This is a genomic window from Marinobacter sp. CA1, assembly GCF_020546665.1.
GTDB classification, from domain to species: domain Bacteria; phylum Pseudomonadota; class Gammaproteobacteria; order Pseudomonadales; family Oleiphilaceae; genus Marinobacter; species Marinobacter xestospongiae.
The window spans coordinates 4,684,837-4,700,769 of the sequence record NZ_CP071785.1 but is presented as its reverse complement, the minus strand read 5'-3'; the positions used below and the strand labels follow the sequence as shown (position 1 = coordinate 4,700,769).

17 protein-coding genes are annotated in these 15,933 nt (G+C 63.3%); 4 read left to right on the top strand and 13 right to left on the bottom strand.

Features of this window, described 5'->3' with window-relative positions; all coding sequences use genetic code 11:
• Nucleotides 1-69: 69 nt before the first annotated feature.
• Nucleotides 70-711 carry a TetR family transcriptional regulator gene (locus J2887_RS21550; protein WP_227173176.1) on the top strand — a complete coding sequence of 214 codons (642 nt, stop codon included), beginning with the start codon at nucleotides 70-72 and terminating at the stop codon, nucleotides 709-711.
• 83 nt (nucleotides 712-794) lie between these two features.
• On the opposite strand, the gene bamE is transcribed toward J2887_RS21550, so the two are convergent.
• The 3 genes from bamE to J2887_RS21535 all read right to left on the bottom strand — a co-directional run bounded on the left by bamE (nucleotide 795) and on the right by J2887_RS21535 (nucleotide 3,593).
• A complete protein-coding gene (gene bamE / locus J2887_RS21545) occupies nucleotides 795-1,103 on the bottom strand; it encodes an outer membrane protein assembly factor BamE domain-containing protein (protein ID WP_227173175.1) in 309 nt (102 codons plus the stop codon).
• A gap of 58 nt (nucleotides 1,104-1,161) precedes the next feature.
• Complete coding sequence (locus J2887_RS21540) at nucleotides 1,162-2,055, bottom strand: DMT family transporter (protein WP_227173174.1); 894 nt, start codon at nucleotides 2,053-2,055, stop codon at nucleotides 1,162-1,164.
• A 425-nt stretch (nucleotides 2,056-2,480) separates the two neighbouring features.
• Nucleotides 2,481-3,593 carry an NADH:flavin oxidoreductase gene (locus J2887_RS21535; RefSeq protein WP_227173173.1) on the bottom strand — a complete coding sequence of 371 codons (1,113 nt, stop codon included), beginning with the start codon at nucleotides 3,591-3,593 and terminating at the stop codon, nucleotides 2,481-2,483.
• Between the two features lie 102 nt (nucleotides 3,594-3,695).
• Between J2887_RS21535 and J2887_RS21530 the strand changes: the two genes are divergently transcribed.
• The gene (locus tag J2887_RS21530; protein ID WP_227173172.1) at nucleotides 3,696-4,166 is read left to right on the top strand and encodes a winged helix-turn-helix transcriptional regulator; all 471 of its coding nucleotides are present in this window, start codon (nucleotides 3,696-3,698) and stop codon (nucleotides 4,164-4,166) included.
• 62 nt (nucleotides 4,167-4,228) lie between these two features.
• Here J2887_RS21530 and J2887_RS21525 read toward each other — a convergent pair whose 3' ends face one another.
• On the bottom strand, nucleotides 4,229-4,798 hold the full coding sequence (locus J2887_RS21525; protein ID WP_227173171.1) for a hypothetical protein: 570 nt from the start codon (nucleotides 4,796-4,798) through the stop codon (nucleotides 4,229-4,231).
• A 309-nt stretch (nucleotides 4,799-5,107) separates the two neighbouring features.
• Here J2887_RS21525 and J2887_RS21520 point away from each other — a divergent pair, with 309 nt between their 5' ends.
• Complete coding sequence (locus J2887_RS21520; RefSeq protein WP_227173170.1) at nucleotides 5,108-5,827, top strand: OmpW/AlkL family protein; 720 nt, start codon at nucleotides 5,108-5,110, stop codon at nucleotides 5,825-5,827.
• Between the two features lie 82 nt (nucleotides 5,828-5,909).
• On the opposite strand, the gene J2887_RS21515 is transcribed toward J2887_RS21520, so the two are convergent.
• Nucleotides 5,910-7,193, bottom strand: a complete 1,284-nt coding sequence (locus tag J2887_RS21515) for a DEAD/DEAH box helicase (protein WP_227173169.1) — start codon at nucleotides 7,191-7,193, stop codon at nucleotides 5,910-5,912.
• Nucleotides 7,194-7,454: 261 nt separating this feature from the next.
• Between J2887_RS21515 and J2887_RS21510 the strand changes: the two genes are divergently transcribed.
• Entirely contained in the window at nucleotides 7,455-8,429 is a 975-nt protein-coding gene (locus J2887_RS21510) for a hypothetical protein (RefSeq protein ID WP_227173168.1), read from the top strand.
• Nucleotides 8,430-8,454: 25 nt separating this feature from the next.
• On the opposite strand, the gene arfB is transcribed toward J2887_RS21510, so the two are convergent.
• The 8 genes from arfB to J2887_RS21470 form a co-directional block, all read right to left on the bottom strand.
• A complete protein-coding gene (gene arfB / locus J2887_RS21505) occupies nucleotides 8,455-8,865 on the bottom strand; it encodes an alternative ribosome rescue aminoacyl-tRNA hydrolase ArfB (RefSeq protein ID WP_227173167.1) in 411 nt (136 codons plus the stop codon).
• Between the two features lie 5 nt (nucleotides 8,866-8,870).
• On the bottom strand, nucleotides 8,871-9,518 hold the full coding sequence (gene bluB, locus J2887_RS21500) for a 5,6-dimethylbenzimidazole synthase (RefSeq protein ID WP_227173166.1): 648 nt from the start codon (nucleotides 9,516-9,518) through the stop codon (nucleotides 8,871-8,873).
• 17 nt (nucleotides 9,519-9,535) lie between these two features.
• Nucleotides 9,536-9,700, bottom strand: coding sequence for a DUF3012 domain-containing protein (locus tag J2887_RS21495; protein ID WP_227173165.1), 165 nt, complete (start codon nucleotides 9,698-9,700; stop codon nucleotides 9,536-9,538).
• A gap of 19 nt (nucleotides 9,701-9,719) precedes the next feature.
• Nucleotides 9,720-10,163: a YtoQ family protein gene (locus tag J2887_RS21490; RefSeq protein WP_227173164.1), complete on the bottom strand. Its 444-nt coding sequence runs from the start codon at nucleotides 10,161-10,163 to the stop codon at nucleotides 9,720-9,722.
• Nucleotides 10,164-10,337: 174 nt separating this feature from the next.
• Nucleotides 10,338-11,759: an NAD-dependent succinate-semialdehyde dehydrogenase gene (locus J2887_RS21485; RefSeq protein WP_227173163.1), complete on the bottom strand. Its 1,422-nt coding sequence runs from the start codon at nucleotides 11,757-11,759 to the stop codon at nucleotides 10,338-10,340.
• 19 nt (nucleotides 11,760-11,778) lie between these two features.
• Nucleotides 11,779-13,557, bottom strand: a complete 1,779-nt coding sequence (locus J2887_RS21480; protein ID WP_227173162.1) for an acyl-CoA dehydrogenase — start codon at nucleotides 13,555-13,557, stop codon at nucleotides 11,779-11,781.
• 11 nt (nucleotides 13,558-13,568) lie between these two features.
• Nucleotides 13,569-14,318: an acetoacetyl-CoA reductase gene (gene phbB, locus J2887_RS21475; protein ID WP_227173161.1), complete on the bottom strand. Its 750-nt coding sequence runs from the start codon at nucleotides 14,316-14,318 to the stop codon at nucleotides 13,569-13,571.
• Nucleotides 14,319-14,382: 64 nt separating this feature from the next.
• Nucleotides 14,383-15,753 carry a malonyl-CoA decarboxylase gene (locus tag J2887_RS21470; RefSeq protein ID WP_227173160.1) on the bottom strand — a complete coding sequence of 457 codons (1,371 nt, stop codon included), beginning with the start codon at nucleotides 15,751-15,753 and terminating at the stop codon, nucleotides 14,383-14,385.
• Between the last annotated feature and the right edge of the window lie 180 nt (nucleotides 15,754-15,933).

Here is a 15,933-nt window from a genome sequence, read left to right as displayed (position 1 = left end):
GTAGACGACTGTATACTTCAAGTTCACGAACAGCGGTCAATTGGCCCTGAATGACGGTAAGGCGTCCCAATGAGCGTGATGAGCGCAGGCAAACTGAAACTGATCCAGGCCGCCCTTAAGCTGGCGACCGAAAGTCGCAGCCTGACTTCCCTGGGCTTGCGGGAGCTGGCCCGGGAAGCCGGGCTCAACCCCAACACCTTCTACCGGCACTTTCGCAACCTGGACGAACTGGGTCTGCAGGTGCTGGGCTACATTGCCGACGAGCTGAAAACGGGGGTGCGGGAACTGCGCAACGTTGCGGACACTTCCGACCAGGCGGTGGCCAGTACCGTCAGCTTCGTCTATCGCTACTTTCTGGAGAACCGGGCCGCCACCACAGTGGCGGTGCGGGAACTGTACGGCCCGTCACCGCTGCTGCGGCGGGCCCTGGAAAACCAGCTTGATGCCAGCGCCCGGGAGATGGCGGAGGACATCCTCAACCTGCGCCTGGTGTCCAGCCGGCTACCACAGGCCACCGTGTTGGAAATCTCCCACATGACGATTCGGTACCTACTGTTTCGCGCCATGGACTACATCGAGAAACCTGAGCAACGGCTGGCGATCCAGCAGGAAAGCGAGCGCTTCATCAACCGGCAGTTCCGCGGCGCCCTGTTGGACCAGCTGGACGCCGCCGAGCTTGAGGCCCTGGCCGCATCCATCGAACATCGGTGATACCAACCAGCCGGGACACTGGCCGGCTGAACGGGACGCCGGGAGGAAAGGAACGGCCCCGCAGAACGCAGGGCCGGGTTGGTTTACTGGGTGGTGTTGAAGGTATAGGACTCGACGGTACCGTCGTCGTCGAAGGTGATCACCAGGTCGGTGGTCTGGGCATCATCGAACGCCGACCAGCGGTACTTGCCGTAGGTCCAGGTACGCTGACCATCCTTGAGGCCGGTACGCCAGGGCTGGCCAAACAGTCGCTGGACCTCGTCACGGGTGGTGTCTCCCAGGCGGATCTGGTCGACATTGTGAGTGGCGAAATCCTGACCGACCGTGGCACAGCCGCCGATGGTCACAGTCAGCAACAGCGTCGCCAGGGCAACGGGTTTGATCGAGGGCATGGTGACCTCCTGCTATGGGTTGCTGATGCCATGATACGTCAGCCCGGCGTCAACGCGATTACGATGCCGCAACCTTGCCGACAGCTTTCCAGCGGCCGCCAAAGAAGAATACCGCCAACCCCACCAGGATCAGACCACTGCCCTGCAACACGGTGGCTGACAGTACCTCGTCGTTGAACCAGTGCCCCAACGCCATCGCAAACACCGGCGTAATCAGCGTCACCAGCGCCACCGTGCTCGCCGGCAGGTGGTGCAGCACGTGAAAATAGCTGACAAACCCCAGCAGCGAGCCGAACACCGCCAGGTACAGCACCGCCCAAGGCGAGGGAGTGGCCCAGTCGAGGGTCGGCGCCTGGCCATCCAGCAACCACCAGGTCAAGACGAACAGCGGTACGCTCAACACCACCGTGCCCACAGTCTGGGCCAGCGGGTGGGAGCGGGCATCGGTACGCTTCACCATCACCGCACTCAGGCTGAACAGAAACACCGCCACAAGCAGCATCAGCAGCCCCGACAGCCGGGCACTGCCAACCGCCAGGTCGTGACCAAACAGCACCACCAGGCCGGTCAGCGCAATACCACAGGCCAGCCACTTGTAGGCCGGCATTGCCGGCTCATCCACCAGCCAGCGGGCCAGTACCGCTGAGACCATCGGCGACAGCCCATACAGCACCGAAATCAGCCCGGATGGCACTGACTGGGCGGCCAAATAACTGAGGCTCAGGGCAGCATAGACCCCCAACAGTGCCCAGCCGTAGCTGCGCAGCGCCGGCCCCCGCCAGCGCAGGGGAATCCGCAGCGCCGCCACCAGCAACAGGCCCAGCACGGCGGCAATTGCCATCCGTAGGGCCCCCGCCAGAATCGGGTGCAGGGTGGCACCGCTCAGGGCGATGCCCAGGGGAGTGGTGGCCCAGACCAGGACCACCGTCATATACGCAGCAGGTATGTGCATGAGGTTCTTCCTTGGTAAAGCGTCCGTCGTCACGCCTCCGGAAGCCACCACCCCACGAACAAAAAGGCCGCAGGGCGATTGCGCTGCGGCCTTTGGAGGATTCGGTGTTACGTCAGTCGTTAACGTCCCCAGCCACAGCCACGCGCGCACGATGCCAGACGGCCTTCTCGGCCAGTCGGCTAATCGCTTTCGGTGCTGCAGCACAACAGGAGAACATGGGTAACCCTGAAAAAAATTGGAACATCAACAAATAACGAATCCGCAGAATGCCGCGCCCGGGCCAACCCTGTCAACCGGCATTCGCGCGGTTCGATCAACACATTGGCCGGCACTGCGCCGGCAGGCCAACCCGGGGCGCCGAAAAAAGCCCCGCCAAGGCGGGGCAACAGGGGACGTCCAGTCTTCGGAGGTCGTCAATCCGGGTGTCAGTAAAGCTTGGCCAGGGACTTGCGGGCAAAGGCCTCAACCTCGTCGAGCCGGCCTTCCTTCACTTTCACCAGCCATTCCGGGTCCTGCAGCAGCGCGCGGCCGACCGCAATCAGTTCGAACTCGTGGTTGTTCATCCGCTCCACCAGCTCGTCAATGCCGGACTGCTCCACCGACTCCTGCTTGCTGGCAAAGGTGCCGCTGATGAAGTCTTCGGTCAGCCCCACGCTGCCCACCGACATGGTGGGAACACCGCTCAGTTTCTGGGTCCAACCCGCCAGGTTGAGGTCGGAACCTTCAAACTCCGGCTCCCAGAAACGACGGGTGGAGGCGTGGAAGATGTCCACCCCGGCCTCCGCCAGTGGTTTGAGGAAGGCCTCCAGCTGTTCCGGGGACTCCACCAGGCGGGCCTCATAGTCCTGCTGCTTCCATTGCGAGAACCGCAGCATGATCGGGAAGTCGGGACCCACCCGCTCACGTACCGCTTCGATGATCTCAATGGCGAAGCGTTGACGGTTGGCCATTGAGCCACCGTATTCGTCGTCTCGCTGGTTGGTGCCTTGCCAGAAGAACTGGTCAATCAGGTAACCGTGGGCACCGTGAATCTCGACGCCATCAAACCCGATGGCCTTGGCGTCCTGGGCCGCATCGGCGAAGGCCTGAACCACCTCGTCGATGTCGCCCTTGCTCATCGCCCGGCCATTGGGCTTGCCCGGTGCAAACAGCCCCGACGGGCTGAAACCCGGCACACTGGCATCCGGTTCGGTGCCTTCCTTGCGTACCGCACCCACATGCCAGAGCTGGGGGAAGATCTTGCCACCGGCGTCGTGAACGGCATCCACCACCTTTTTCCAGCCCGCCAGCGCCTCGGTGCCGTGGAACGCCGGCACGTTGGGATAACCGTTGGCGCCCGGATGGTTCACCGTGGTGCCCTCGGTGATCAACAGTCCCACGCCGCCTTCGGCGCGCCTGCGGTAGTAGGCCACCACATCATCGCCCGGCACGCTGCCCGGTGAAAAGTTGCGGGTCATGGGCGCCATGGCCACCCGGTTGGCGAGGGTCAGTTTGGTGGTCTCGAAAGGCTCGAACAGGGGTCCAAGGTTCATCGTCATGATCGGTCTCCGCTGCGTTGGCAGTCCGGTTGATTTGGTTTCATAACGCAACCCTATTTAATCTGGTTTCTTGATGCAACCCTTTTCGGTAGACTGTGATCCATGGCCAGAAAACGTTTTGATGATTCCAACTGCTCCGTCGCCCGCGCCCTCAACGAAGTGGGTGACTGGTGGTCACTGCTGATCGTGCTGCAGGCAATGTACGGCACCCGCCGCTATGTCGATTTCCAGAAGGAGTTGGGGATTGCCAAGAACATTCTCTGCGACCGGCTGGGGCGCCTGGTGGAAAACCAGGTGCTGACCAAGGTCGATGTGGGGGAGCATGGCTGCCGCTTCGAATACCGGCTGACCGACAAGGGCCGGGAGCTGTTTCCGGTGGTCATCGCCCTGCGGCAATGGGGGGACAGGTGGAACCCGGCGCCGGACCAGGCCCCGCTGGATCTGCGGGACCGGGCCAGTGGCCGGCCGATCAGCCCTGTGTGTGTGCGGGATGCGGATGGCCAGCCACTGACCATCCGCGAGGTGTGCCTGCCGGGGGCGACGTCTGCTGACGACCCGGACGCTGACAGCTAAGGTCCCGTCCGGGTGATTCGCTGATCTGCCGAGCCTCCGAAAACGTTGAGCGCAAGGCGCGCTCAGCCACGATCTTTGTCGTATCCGGTCATCACCGTGATCTGGGTGCCCTCACCCTCCGGTGACACCACGAAGTTCAGCACCCGGTCCTGCTTGCGCAGCCAGGCCGTTGCGTCACTGGCGGTACCGTCCTCACCTTCAATCCACATCACCCCGTCCAGCTCTTCCTCGTCCAACTGCCAGCCCGCGTCGGAGGCGTCCTTCACCAGGGTGTCCACCACGGTTTTGACGTCATCCAGTGTCGAGCCGGCCACCATGAAGTGTTCGCCCTGCTCGCGGGTGTTGCGGAACATGGATTCCAGTGCCATGCCCTGGTAAACCGGCACGTCTGCCGGGAAGTCCTCCGGCAGTTCGTCCACCTCCAGCGCGAAGGACATCTGGCCTTCACCGTAGTCAAACCCACTTAGCTCGCCGTTTTCATCGAACTGCATACCGGCTTCTTCAAACTGGGATTTCACATACTTCTCTGTCATCGACTCCACCGCGTCGGAACAGCCCGACACCGTCAGCGCAGCGGCGACGGCAGCACCGGCGACAGGTAAACGCAGGGATTGCAGGAAATATAGCGACATGGGATTCCTCCTTAAAAAACGTATCGTCCTTGGATGCGAAATACAGCAGCAAAACATTATGCCACGGATCAGCGTCCAGGGAGCCCCCGCTTGACGCCGGATCACCGCTGGCCCGTTCGCACCTGCCTGCGACCCACCACAGCCTTCTATTGAGCCCAATCAACTTCCTGCCGGCGCCGGCCGGATCTCAGGACCGATTCTTGCGTCAGGTCAAGTTGCGTTTTTGCCAACGGCGTACCCTTGGGGCCATAGATCACTGTTGATCGATGCTTTTGATCATTACTTCCCTGTTTCCCGAAGGAGTTTGCCATGTCCTATACCCTCAAGACCGGAATCCTTGCTGGCTGCCTGCTGGCGGCTGGTGTTGCCCAGGCCCACGAAGCCGGAGACTTCCTGATCCGCGCCGGCGCCGTCGTAGTGGACCCGCAGGAATCCAGCGATACCGTGACTCTGGGCGGCGCTGGTGTTGGCGATGGCAACTGGGAAGTCGGTGTTGATTCCAATACCCAGCTGGGTATTACCGCCACCTACATGCTCAACGACAACTTCGGGGTGGGTATTCTGGGTGCCACGCCGTTCAAGCACGACATCAGTGCGGCCGGCTCCATCGCCGGTGCCGGCAAGCTGGGTTCCACCAAGCACCTGCCGCCGACCATCACCGCGCAGTACTACCCGCTGGGCGCCAATCAGCAGATTAACCCGTACGTCGGCATTGGCCTGAACTACACCAACTTTTTTGAGGAAGACACCACACCGACACTGACCGGCGCGGTCGATGCAGCCCTGGGCGGCGGGGTGATCGACGCCACCGAGCTGGAACTGGATGACAGCTTCGGCATCGCCGCCGAGCTGGGTGTGGACGTGCAGATCACCGACCAACTCGGTGTGAACGCCGCCATGTGGTGGGCAGACATCGACACCACCGCCGACATCCACGCCATCAGCGACGGTCAGCGCGTTGGCACCGCCAAGGTGGACGTGGAAATCGATCCGATGGTGTACATGATCGGCCTCAGCTACAAGTTCTGAGACCTGACAGCGCCTCTGGCGGAGTGGCTTTACAGCAGGGAAACCACCAGAGGCGCCCGGAACCCGGGGGTTGGGTCAGGGCCTAGCCGCGTTTGGACCCGCCGTCTCCCTGACGGGAGCGGGCGCGGCCACGGCCCTGCCCCGGGCTGTTACCACCACGTCCCTGGCCATTGCGACCGGACGGACGTGACCGGCCACCGCGACCCGGGGCCGATTTTGGGGTGACGGACAGCGGTGTCTCCGGCTCGAATCCCGCCATCGTCTTCCGCGGGATCGACTGGCTGATAACCTTCTCGATCCCCGCCAGCAGTTTGCCCTCATCCGCACTCACCAGCGAAAGCGCCTGCCCCTGCTCACCAGCCCGGCCCGTTCTGCCAATGCGGTGGACGTAGTCTTCCGGCACATTAGGCAGTTCAAAGTTCACAACCTGCGGCAGCTGTTTGATGTCCAGCCCCCGGGCTGCGATGTCGGTGGCCACCAACACCCGGATTTCACCACTCTTGAAGTGGCTCAGCGCGCGAGTACGAGCACCCTGGGACTTGTTGCCATGGATCGCCGCGGCGGCGATGCCGTCGCGTTCCAGCTTCTGGGTCAGACGGTTGGCACCGTGCTTGGTGCGGGTAAACACCAGCACCTGCTGCCAGTCGTGATCCTTCACCAGCCGGCTCAACAACGCCGACTTGCGGCTCTTGTCCACCGGGTACACCGTCTGCTGGATGGTCTCCGCGGTGGTGTTGCGGGGGGCCACTTCCACCTGCACCGGCTCATTCAGCAGGCCTTCGGCCAGCTTGCGGATGTCACCGGAGAAGGTCGCGGAGAACAGCAGGTTCTGGCGCTTTGCCGGCAGCAGGGTCAGCACCTTGCGGATATCCCGGATAAAGCCCATGTCCAGCATGCGGTCGGCCTCATCGAGCACCAGCACGTCGAGGGCATCGAAATTGACCACGCCCTGCTGGTGCAGATCCAGCAGCCGGCCCGGGGTAGCCACCAGCACGTCCACGCCCTTGCGCAGGGTGCGGATCTGGGGATTGATCTTGACGCCACCGAACACCACCGCCGAGGAGGTAGCCTGGTACTTGCTGTACAGCGCGACGCTGTCGCCCACCTGGGCTGCAAGCTCCCGGGTTGGGGTCAGGATCAGCGCGCGGACGCCCTGGCAACGCCGGGGCAGCTCACCCAGACGCTGCAGCAGCGGCAGGGTGAAGCCGGCGGTCTTGCCGGTGCCGGTCTGGGCAGCGGCCATGACGTCCTGGCCGGACAGTACGGCGGGAATGGCCTGGGACTGAATGGGGGACGGGGTTTCATACCCCTGATCCGAGGTAGCACGGACCAGCGACTCGGACAGACCGAGGGAAGCAAAACTCATAATTGTAAACTCTTGATATGACTCCCGACATCGGGCGGGAGTGCCGCAGTTGGAGCGGCGAAACTAAGACGACTACGGCTGTGCACCGGATGTTGGGCGCGCCGTCCTCTGACAGGTCGTTTCGAATGGGGGTCGCGCTCGGCCCGGGGCCGTAACTGCGCAATCCTTCGAGGCAGGATGGCGGGCACGGTAACAGAGTCCTGCGGCGATAGCCACTTTAATTCACCCGCAACCGCACCACGGTGTGAAGGAAGCCGGATTATGTGCTTTGATAAAGCAGACAGGCACAAGCGAGTGGAGCACGCCATGGTCTCCAGAATGTTGTTGCTGATCCTGGGGTTACTGCTGATGGCCCCGGCCGCGGCCCAGTCCTTCCGGGTCGGCGTGCTGCACGGTGACACCGAAATCTTCGATTACGAGCTGTCAGTGCTGAAACTGGCGCTGGCCCACGCCCCCGGAGACCACACCCTGGAAGTGGTGCCCCTGCCGGAAACGCCCCAGCAACGCATATTCGCCATGCTCGACTCGGCCTGGGAACCCATCAACGTGTTCTTCAGTGGCTACAGTCCGGAACGGGAACGGCGCCTGCTTCAGGTCAACATTCCCCTCACCCGTGGCCTGCTTGGCTATCGGCTGATGGTGGTGAAGGCGGAACGGCTGGCGGAGCTGAAAGGTGTCGATTCACTGGCGGAGCTGCGCCGTTACCGGATCGGCTCGGGCATTGGCTGGCCCGACAACGATGTCCTGCAGGCCAACGGCCTGGAAGTGATCACCAGCCGCTACGACAACCTCTGGCGCATGCTGGCGATGGAGCGTTTTGACCTGTTCCATCGCGGCGTCCAGGAAATCTACACCGAACTGGCACGGCCGGAGCACCAGCAACTGGCAGTCCTGCCAGGCATGATGGTGGTGTTTCCCTACGACTATTTCTTCTATGTCTCGGTCAACCGGCCAGATCTGCACGACCTGCTGCTGACCGGGCTGGTCAACGCCTACAACAGCGGCGCCTTCATGGCCAACTTCCTGAGCCATCCGGCGATCCGCCGTGCCCTGGAGGACGGCGAGCTTACCAGCCGGCGGGTGGTGCGACTGGCGCTGCCGGAAACCTACCAGAGCCTGGACGTGATCCCACAACGCTACTGGCATGCGGTGGGTGAGCATCCGGTGTCGCTCAGACCCGCCACCCCGCTGATCGCCGCAACCACACCGGTAGTCGGCCACAGCCCGGCTGACTAACGCGCCGCCGTTCAACGCCGACGGACTACATCACCTTACCCCGCAGCGCCTTGGTGCGGCCACGCTGGGTCTTGCTGTCCACCCGTCGCTTGCGGGCGGCGCGGGAGGGTTTGGTGGGGCGACGGGCCTTACGGGGTTTGACCGCATCCCGGATCAGCGCCTGCAACCGCGCCAGGGCATCGTCCCGGTTGGCCTCAAAGGTACGGTGGTTCTGGGCCTTGATCACAATCACTCCGTCCTTGGTGATTCGGCTGTCCCGCAGCGCCAGCAGGCACTCCTTGTAGTAGGGCGGTAGCCGTGAGGCCTGGATATCAAAACGCAGATGCACCGCCGAGGCGACCTTGTTGACGTTCTGGCCGCCAGCGCCCTGGGCACGGATCTGGTGAATCTCGATTTCATCATCGGCGAGGCTGACGGCGTTGGACAGTGGCAGCATGACCGTCACCGGTAACCGTCGGTGTGGAGCACGGTGGCCAGGGCGCGACGCTGCTCCCATTCCAGCCGTTCCAGCTCCGGGCGGTCGTCAAAGCGATGGACATAGCCCAGGCACAGGTAGGCCACCAGTTTGCGGTCGGCGGGCGCCTGCAGGATCTCCGCCACCCGGCGGGGGTCGAGGATGCTGACCCAGCCCATGCCGACGTTCAGTGCCCGGGCCATCAGCCACATGTTTTGGACTGCGCACACCACACTGTATTCTCCGGCCTCCGCCATGGCGGTCTGGCCCAACACCGGCCCCTCGCTGGCGCGATAGAACACCGCCAGGTTGACCGGCGCCTCGTGAATGCCCTCAAGCTTGAGACGGGCGTAGAGTTCACCGCGCTCGCCACTGAAGCGTTCGCGGGCCTGCCGGTTGGCGGCATCGAAACTTTCCGCCACCTGCGCCCGCAGTGCCGGGTCAGCCACCTGCACAAACTCCCAGGGTTGAGAAAACCCGACCGACGGCGCCAGCGTCGCCGCCTGCAGGATCTGCTCCAGCACCGGCTCCGGAATCGGCTCCGGGCGGAAGTTGTTGCCGCGGACATCACGGCGATGACGCAGGATATCGGTCAGCAACTGCTGGTCGTCAGTGCTGAAACAGCGTTCACTCATGGCGATCTTCCCGCCGCTCAGGGCAGCACACAGTGCTTGGCGTAGTCACCGGCTTCGTTCATGGTCCAGTCGCCCTTGGGCTTCTCATCCATGTCCGCACACCAGGCATCGCTGCCCACTTCCGGCGCACAGCCAGCGAGGCCAACGGCCAGCGCCAGGGTCATCATCAGTCGCTTGATCATGGTGTTTCTCCCGCCCGGGTTACTGGGCCGTAGTGACGTACTTGAGCACCTCAACCACCTGCTCCGGGGTCTGGGCCCAGGCCATGGCGGCAGCGTCGACTTCCTTGAGTGGGTGCACAATGCTGTCGTCGTGCAGGGTGATGTAGGGGGTACCCATGGCGGCGCAGAAGCCGGCATCAAACGCCGCGTTCCACTGCTTGTACTTGTCGCCAAAACGGATCACCGCCAGGTCACATTGCTCCAACAGGGTCTTGGTGCGAATACCGTTGACCTTGGAGGACTGATGGTCCCGCCAGAAACCAACGTCCGGCTTGCCCAGCACATCGCCGGCAGCGTCACTGGCGTCGTGGTCGGTGACCGGGGCGGTGAACTCCACCGGCAGGCCCGCGGCCTCGACGCCTGCCTGGATCTGCTGGCGCCAGTCAGTGTGGATTTCGCCGGATAGGTAGACGGTCCAGATCATGGGGTGCTCCTCTGTCATCGTATGATCGACGGCCCTGAACGGGCCTGTTATAGAGCAGCATGATACGTCAGCGAGGGATCGGATTCATTGCCGGCGGCAAATCCGGCCGGCCATGATCACCACCGGCGCCAACCCACGGCGCACCCGAAGTCGCCGCAGGCCGCTTGCCGGACGTCAGATGGCGAAGCCACCCAGCTTGGTTTCCAGGTACTCGTCGATGCCTTCCTCGGCACCTTCGCGCCCCAGACCACTGGTCTTCATGCCGCCAAAGGGCGCGGCGGCACTGGTGGGGTTGATGTCATTGATGCCGATGATGCCAAAGTTCAGCGCCTCGAAGGCCCGGTGGGCGGTGGACAGGCGGTCGGTGTAGACGTAGGCCGCCAGGCCATAGGCGGTGTCGTTGGCCATCGCCAGCACATCGTCACCATCGCGGTAGCTGATCACCGGCGCCACCGGACCGAAGGTTTCCTCGCGATAGATCGCCATCTCCGGCGTCACCCCGGACAGCACCGTTGGCGCGTAGAAGCAGCCCCGGGCCAGCTCGCCGTTGTGCAGCCGGTCGCCACCGGTCTCCAGGGTCGCGCCCTTGGCCACGGCATCCTTGACCTGGCGATCCACCTTGTCCAGTGCCCGCTGGTCAATCAGCGGCCCCAGGGAGGTAGTGCTGTCCAGACCGTTACCCGCCTGCAGCCGCTCGGCGCGGCTCACCAGCTCGGCGACAAACGCCTCGCGGTGATCTTCATGAACGTAGATCCGGTTGGGACTGATACAGGCCTGGCCGCCATTGAGGAACTTCACCAGCGACAGTCCCTTGGCCGCATGCACCGGATCGGCATCGGGGAAGACAATGGCCGGGGCATGCCCGCCCAGTTCCATCGATACCCGCTTCATATGACGGGCAGCCTCGGCGTTCAACTGACAGCCCACCTCGGTGGACCCGGTGAAGGTCAGCTTGCGCACCCGCGGGTCGCGGCAGAACGCCTCACCGACCCGGGCTGGCTGCTGTACCGTGATGGCATTGACCACACCGGCCGGGAAGCCGGCCTCGGCGAAGATCTCCATCATTGCCTGGGCGCACAGCGGCGTCGATTCCGCCGGCTTGAGGATGACCGTGCAGCCGGCGGCCAGCGCCGGCGCCAGCTTACGGGTGATCATCGAGATCGGGTAGTTCCAGGGGGTGATCGCCCCCACCACACCGACCGGCACCCGGTGTACCAGAAAGCGCTGGTTTTCCCGCGCCGACGGGATGGTCTCACCCTGGATGCGTTTGGCCTGCTCGGCGAACCACTGCAGAAAATCGGCACCGTACTGAACCTCGTTCAACGAGGCCTTTAGCGGCTTGCCCTGCTCTTTGGTCATCAGTTCCGCCAACGCCTGCTTGCGCTGGATCATCAGCTCCCAGGCCCGGTACAGCAACCGCGAACGCTCGTAGGCCGTGGTCTTCTTCCAGCTGTCAAAGGCGCTGTGCGCCGCCGCGATGGCCTGGTCGATGTCGGCGTCGCTGCAATCCGGCACCGACCCCAGCGCCTCGCCGGTGGCCGGGTTGGTGACCGCGAAGGTGGGCCGATCGCTCAGCCATTCCCCGTTGATGTACATGATCTCACCTCGTGTTCGTTCAGAAGCTGTCGTCCGCCATCGCCATGATAGCCTCACTGCCGGCACGAATGGCCGACAGGTAGCCGGCGCAGCGGGGCAGGATCTGGTCGATGAAGACATTCACCGTCACCCGCTTGCCCTGCAGGAACGGGTCGCTGCCGTCATCCCGGGCCGCGGCCCGCTGTGCCGACTGCAGCATCAGCCAGGCAGCCACGGTGGTGGCGGTCAGCATCAGATAGTTGAAGGCCACCGAACCGGCGTGATTGGCATCGTCCTGGCCATCCAGTACCAGCCGCACCGCCTCATCCACGAACGCCACCGACTGGCGGAAGCGATCCAGACGCTCGCCCGTTACCGCGGCATCGCCGGCGATGGCCTCGGCAAAGCCACGCATTTCAGCAACCAGTTCCGTCATGCCCTGACCCTGGTCCCGCAGGGTCTTGCGGCCCACCAGATCCATCGCCTGGATGCCATTGGTACCCTCATAGATGGGCAGGATACGGGCATCCCGATAGTACTGGGCGACGCCGGTTTCCTCCACAAAGCCCATGCCACCATGGCATTGTACCGCCAACGAGGTGACTTCCTGAGCCATCTCGGTGCACCAGCCCTTCACCAGCGGCGTCATTACCTCCACCCGCCGACGATGATAGCGGCGCTGATCCTCGTCCAGATCCGGCGCCCGTGCCAGGTCCACCCCGACGCAACCACTGTAGGCCAGACAGCGACCGGCCTCGGTGAGCGCCTTCATGGTCATCATCATGCGTCGCACATCGGGGTGGCGGATGATCGCCGAGGCGCCCGTGGCACCCGGTGCCACGCCCTGCTGACGTTCAAACACATAATCCCGTGCCGCCTGGTAGGCGCGGTCGGCCACCGCCACCCCCTGCAGACCCACGGTCAGGCGGGCGTTGTTCATCATGGTGAACATGCAGGCCAGGCCCTGGTTTTCCTCGCCCACCAGATAACCGATGGCGCCGTCGTTGTCGCCGTAGCTCATGACACAGGTGGGGCTGGCGTGGATGCCCAGCTTGTGTTCAATGGAGACCGCGTGGCAGTCGTTGCGTTCGCCGGGCTCGCCCTGCGCGTCCGGCAGGTACTTGGGCACCGCGAACAGCGAGATGCCGCGAACCCCGGCCGGGGCATCCGGCAGCCGCGCCAGCACCAGGTGAACAATGTTCTCCGCCATATCGTGTTCACCCCAGGTGATGAAGATCTTCTGGCCACGAATGCGGTAGTGCGCCCCATCCCGTTCCGCGGTGGTGCGGATGGTGGCCAGATCAGAGCCGGCCTGGGGTTCGGTCAGATTCATGGTGCCGGTCCACTGACCCGACACCATCTTGGGCAGCAGTTCAGCCTTGAGGGCCTCACTGGCATTCTCCGACAACGCCTCAACCGCGCCCTGGGATAACAGAGGACAAAGCCCCCACGCCATGTTGGCGGCGTGCCACATCTCCTGGACCGGTATCGCCAGTGAGAACGGCAGGCCCTGGCCACCAAACGCCGGTGCAAACTGCAGGCTGCCCCAGCCGCCGTCCACATACTGACGGTAGGCATCGGCAAACCCGGCCGGCGTGGTGATGGTGTGGTCGCTGCCAAAGCTCAGCCCGGCGCGGTCGCCGGAGCCATTGAGCGGCGCCAGCACCGAGCCGGAAAAACGCGCCGCCTCATCGAGGATCGCGGTTACCAGGTCGTCACCGACCTCTTCGTGACCACAGGCTTTCGCCATATCATGGAACCCGGCCACGTCGCTGAGAACGAACGCCATGTCGCGGGTGGGTGCTCTGTACTCTGCCATGGAAACGCTCCTTAGCTCATGTACTGGCCGCCGTTGACGGACAGGTTGGTGCCGGTCACAAACCCTGCGTTGTCGTCCGTCAGGAACGCCACGGCGCGGGCAATGTCCTCAGGCTGGCCCAGCCGGCCCACTGGAATACCGGCAATGATGCCGTCCAGTACTTTCTCCGGAACCTGACGCACCATCGGGGTATCGATGTAACCCGGCGACACCGCGTTGGCGGTCACCCCCTTGCGGGCACCTTCCTGGGCGATGGATTTGGTAAAGCCGTAGATGCCGGCCTTGGTGGCGGCGTAGTTGGACTGTCCGAACTGGCCCTTCTCACCATTGAGGGAAGAGATGTTGACGATGCGGCCAAAGCCCCGCTCGCACATGCCCTCAAAGACCTGGCGACACATGTTGAACATGGAGTTCAGGTTGACGTTGATCACCTGCAGCCACTGGTCCTGGGCCATCTTCTTCAGCGGCGCATCGTTGGTGATACCGGCGTTGTTGACCAGCACGTCAATGGCACCGAAATCCCGCTCCACGGTGGCAACGAAGTTGCTGCAGGCTTCGAAATCGGTCACGTCCAGCGGCAGGATGGCAACCTCATAACCGGCGCCGTTCATTTCCGCCTGCCACGCCTGGGCGGCCTGGGTGTCGGCCTCACCCGGCAGGTGGCTGGCAATGACCTGGCGACCCTGGTCGACCAGCGCCTTGCACATAGCGGTGCCAAGGCCGCCGGTGGCGCCGGTTACAACTGCGATACGTTTGCTCATGGTGCTCTCCTTGATGGTTGTCTCAGTGCTTGTTGGGGTAGTGGTTGATGCAGTTGCCTGGCAACTACTTCAATAATTTCTTGATCGCTGACGACTGGGCGATCGCGCCCTCCGAGGTGTAGCGCTCGCTGCGCTGCTCGATCTTCGGCAGTTCGTAGAGGTAGTTGACCATCAACCCGGCGGACTGCTTCAGCCCCTTGTCTGAGCTGTCCGCCAGCCAGTTCAGCCGCGCCACCTGGGCACCGTTGCTGAGATGGAAATGGGCCACCGGGTCCTGGGCCTTGTTGCCCTGGCGGCGAACCTGGCACAGGTAGCTGGCCGCCAGCCGGGTCAGGGCGTCACGCCGCACCTCGTTGTTGCCATTGGGATCAAGCTGCTCCGGGGTGCGTGGTGGTGGCAGCGACAGCCACTGTTCGCCACCGGGCAGGCCCCGCAGGGTGTCGGCGTCGCTCTGGTTGAGCCAGCGGCAGAAACCGGGAATCGGCGACAGCGTGGCGAACTGCTTGAGCTGAGGAAATTCCTCCCGCAGTTTGCGCACCACCTGTTTGATCAGGAAATTGCCGAAGCTGATGCCCGCCAGCCCGCGCTGGGCGTTGGAGATGGAATAGAAGATGGCGGTGTCCGCCGCCTCCAGATTCTGGGTCGGCGCGGATTCGTCCAGCAGCGCCTGGACGTTGTCGGCCATGCCGCTGACCAGCGCCACCTCAACGAAGATCAACGGCTCATCCGGCATGCTCGGGTGCATGAAGGCAAAGCAGCGGCGGTCGGAATCAAGCCGGTTCTTGAGGTCGCTCCAGCTCTTGATGGCGTGCACCGCCTCGTAGGCAATCAGTTTTTCCAGCAGTACCGCACCGGAACGCCAGCTGATTTCCTCAAGCTGCAGCAGGCCGACATCGAACCAGTGACTGAGCAGTTCCTTGAGGTCGCTTTCCAGCGGCTGCAGCGATGGGTGCTCCTTGCGCAGACCCAACAGCTCCTCACGCATATCGACCAGGAACTTGACGCCGGAGGGTACCCCGTTGAACTGCTTCAGCAGGGCCACCCGGCTGGGCTCCAAAGCCTGACGCAGGGCCTGGGCCGCCGCGGTTTTGTGACCGGAACCGGCAGCCTGCCAGTGATCGATTTCCCGACCCACGCGGGCCTCATCAACCCCGTAGTGCTCCGCCAGCAGACCAAGGAAACGGATGCGGCCCTGACGGGACAGGGTCAGGTAGGTGCGCCCCAGTTCCGCCGCGCGATTGCGGGCCGCCACCTGGCCGCCATTCTCCGCCAGGCAGTGATCGATCCACTGCCGTACCACTTCCAGATCGGCTTCCGGCAGATCAGCGGCGACGGTCAGCGACTCGTTGGCGGCGCGACGACCGGCGCCGGCGTCCCCACCGGGAACCAGGCGTTTGAACGCCCGCTCAAAGATGTTGGCTGGCTGGCTTTGCATGACAACTACCCCACTTGGCATTAAAAGAACGTCCGTGGCATTAAAAGGACGTCCGGGACGTCGCGGAACCCGATGATTCCGCTTTACTTGTTGATGTTGTTGACGGGAGGCTATCAGAGCTTTTGAACAAAACCAAGTAAAACTACTTGGTTTATTCAATACAAACCATTAACCTCCTAA

What these genes read in the sequence shown, in the direction of transcription:
- J2887_RS21515 (WP_227173169.1), bottom strand. Translation starts at nt 7,193, where the DNA reads ATGAGTTTTGCTTCCCTCGGTCTGTCCGAGTCGCTGGTCCGTGCTACC.
- bluB (WP_227173166.1), bottom strand. Translation starts at nt 9,518, where the DNA reads ATGAGTGAACGCTGTTTCAGCACTGACGACCAGCAGTTGCTGACCGAT.
- J2887_RS21485 (WP_227173163.1), bottom strand. Translation starts at nt 11,759, where the DNA reads ATGTACATCAACGGGGAATGGCTGAGCGATCGGCCCACCTTCGCGGTC.
- J2887_RS21540 (WP_227173174.1), bottom strand. Translation starts at nt 2,055, where the DNA reads ATGCACATACCTGCTGCGTATATGACGGTGGTCCTGGTCTGGGCCACC.
- J2887_RS21495 (WP_227173165.1), bottom strand. Translation starts at nt 9,700, where the DNA reads ATGATCAAGCGACTGATGATGACCCTGGCGCTGGCCGTTGGCCTCGCT.
- bamE (WP_227173175.1), bottom strand. Translation starts at nt 1,103, where the DNA reads ATGCCCTCGATCAAACCCGTTGCCCTGGCGACGCTGTTGCTGACTGTG.
- J2887_RS21550 (WP_227173176.1), top strand. Translation starts at nt 70, where the DNA reads ATGAGCGTGATGAGCGCAGGCAAACTGAAACTGATCCAGGCCGCCCTT.
- J2887_RS21480 (WP_227173162.1), bottom strand. Translation starts at nt 13,557, where the DNA reads ATGGCAGAGTACAGAGCACCCACCCGCGACATGGCGTTCGTTCTCAGC.
- phbB (WP_227173161.1), bottom strand. Translation starts at nt 14,318, where the DNA reads ATGAGCAAACGTATCGCAGTTGTAACCGGCGCCACCGGCGGCCTTGGC.
- J2887_RS21535 (WP_227173173.1), bottom strand. Translation starts at nt 3,593, where the DNA reads ATGACGATGAACCTTGGACCCCTGTTCGAGCCTTTCGAGACCACCAAA.
- J2887_RS21470 (WP_227173160.1), bottom strand. Translation starts at nt 15,753, where the DNA reads ATGCAAAGCCAGCCAGCCAACATCTTTGAGCGGGCGTTCAAACGCCTG.
- J2887_RS21525 (WP_227173171.1), bottom strand. Translation starts at nt 4,798, where the DNA reads ATGTCGCTATATTTCCTGCAATCCCTGCGTTTACCTGTCGCCGGTGCT.
- arfB (WP_227173167.1), bottom strand. Translation starts at nt 8,865, where the DNA reads ATGCTGCCACTGTCCAACGCCGTCAGCCTCGCCGATGATGAAATCGAG.
- J2887_RS21510 (WP_227173168.1), top strand. Translation starts at nt 7,455, where the DNA reads ATGTGCTTTGATAAAGCAGACAGGCACAAGCGAGTGGAGCACGCCATG.
- J2887_RS21530 (WP_227173172.1), top strand. Translation starts at nt 3,696, where the DNA reads ATGGCCAGAAAACGTTTTGATGATTCCAACTGCTCCGTCGCCCGCGCC.
- J2887_RS21520 (WP_227173170.1), top strand. Translation starts at nt 5,108, where the DNA reads ATGTCCTATACCCTCAAGACCGGAATCCTTGCTGGCTGCCTGCTGGCG.
- J2887_RS21490 (WP_227173164.1), bottom strand. Translation starts at nt 10,163, where the DNA reads ATGATCTGGACCGTCTACCTATCCGGCGAAATCCACACTGACTGGCGC.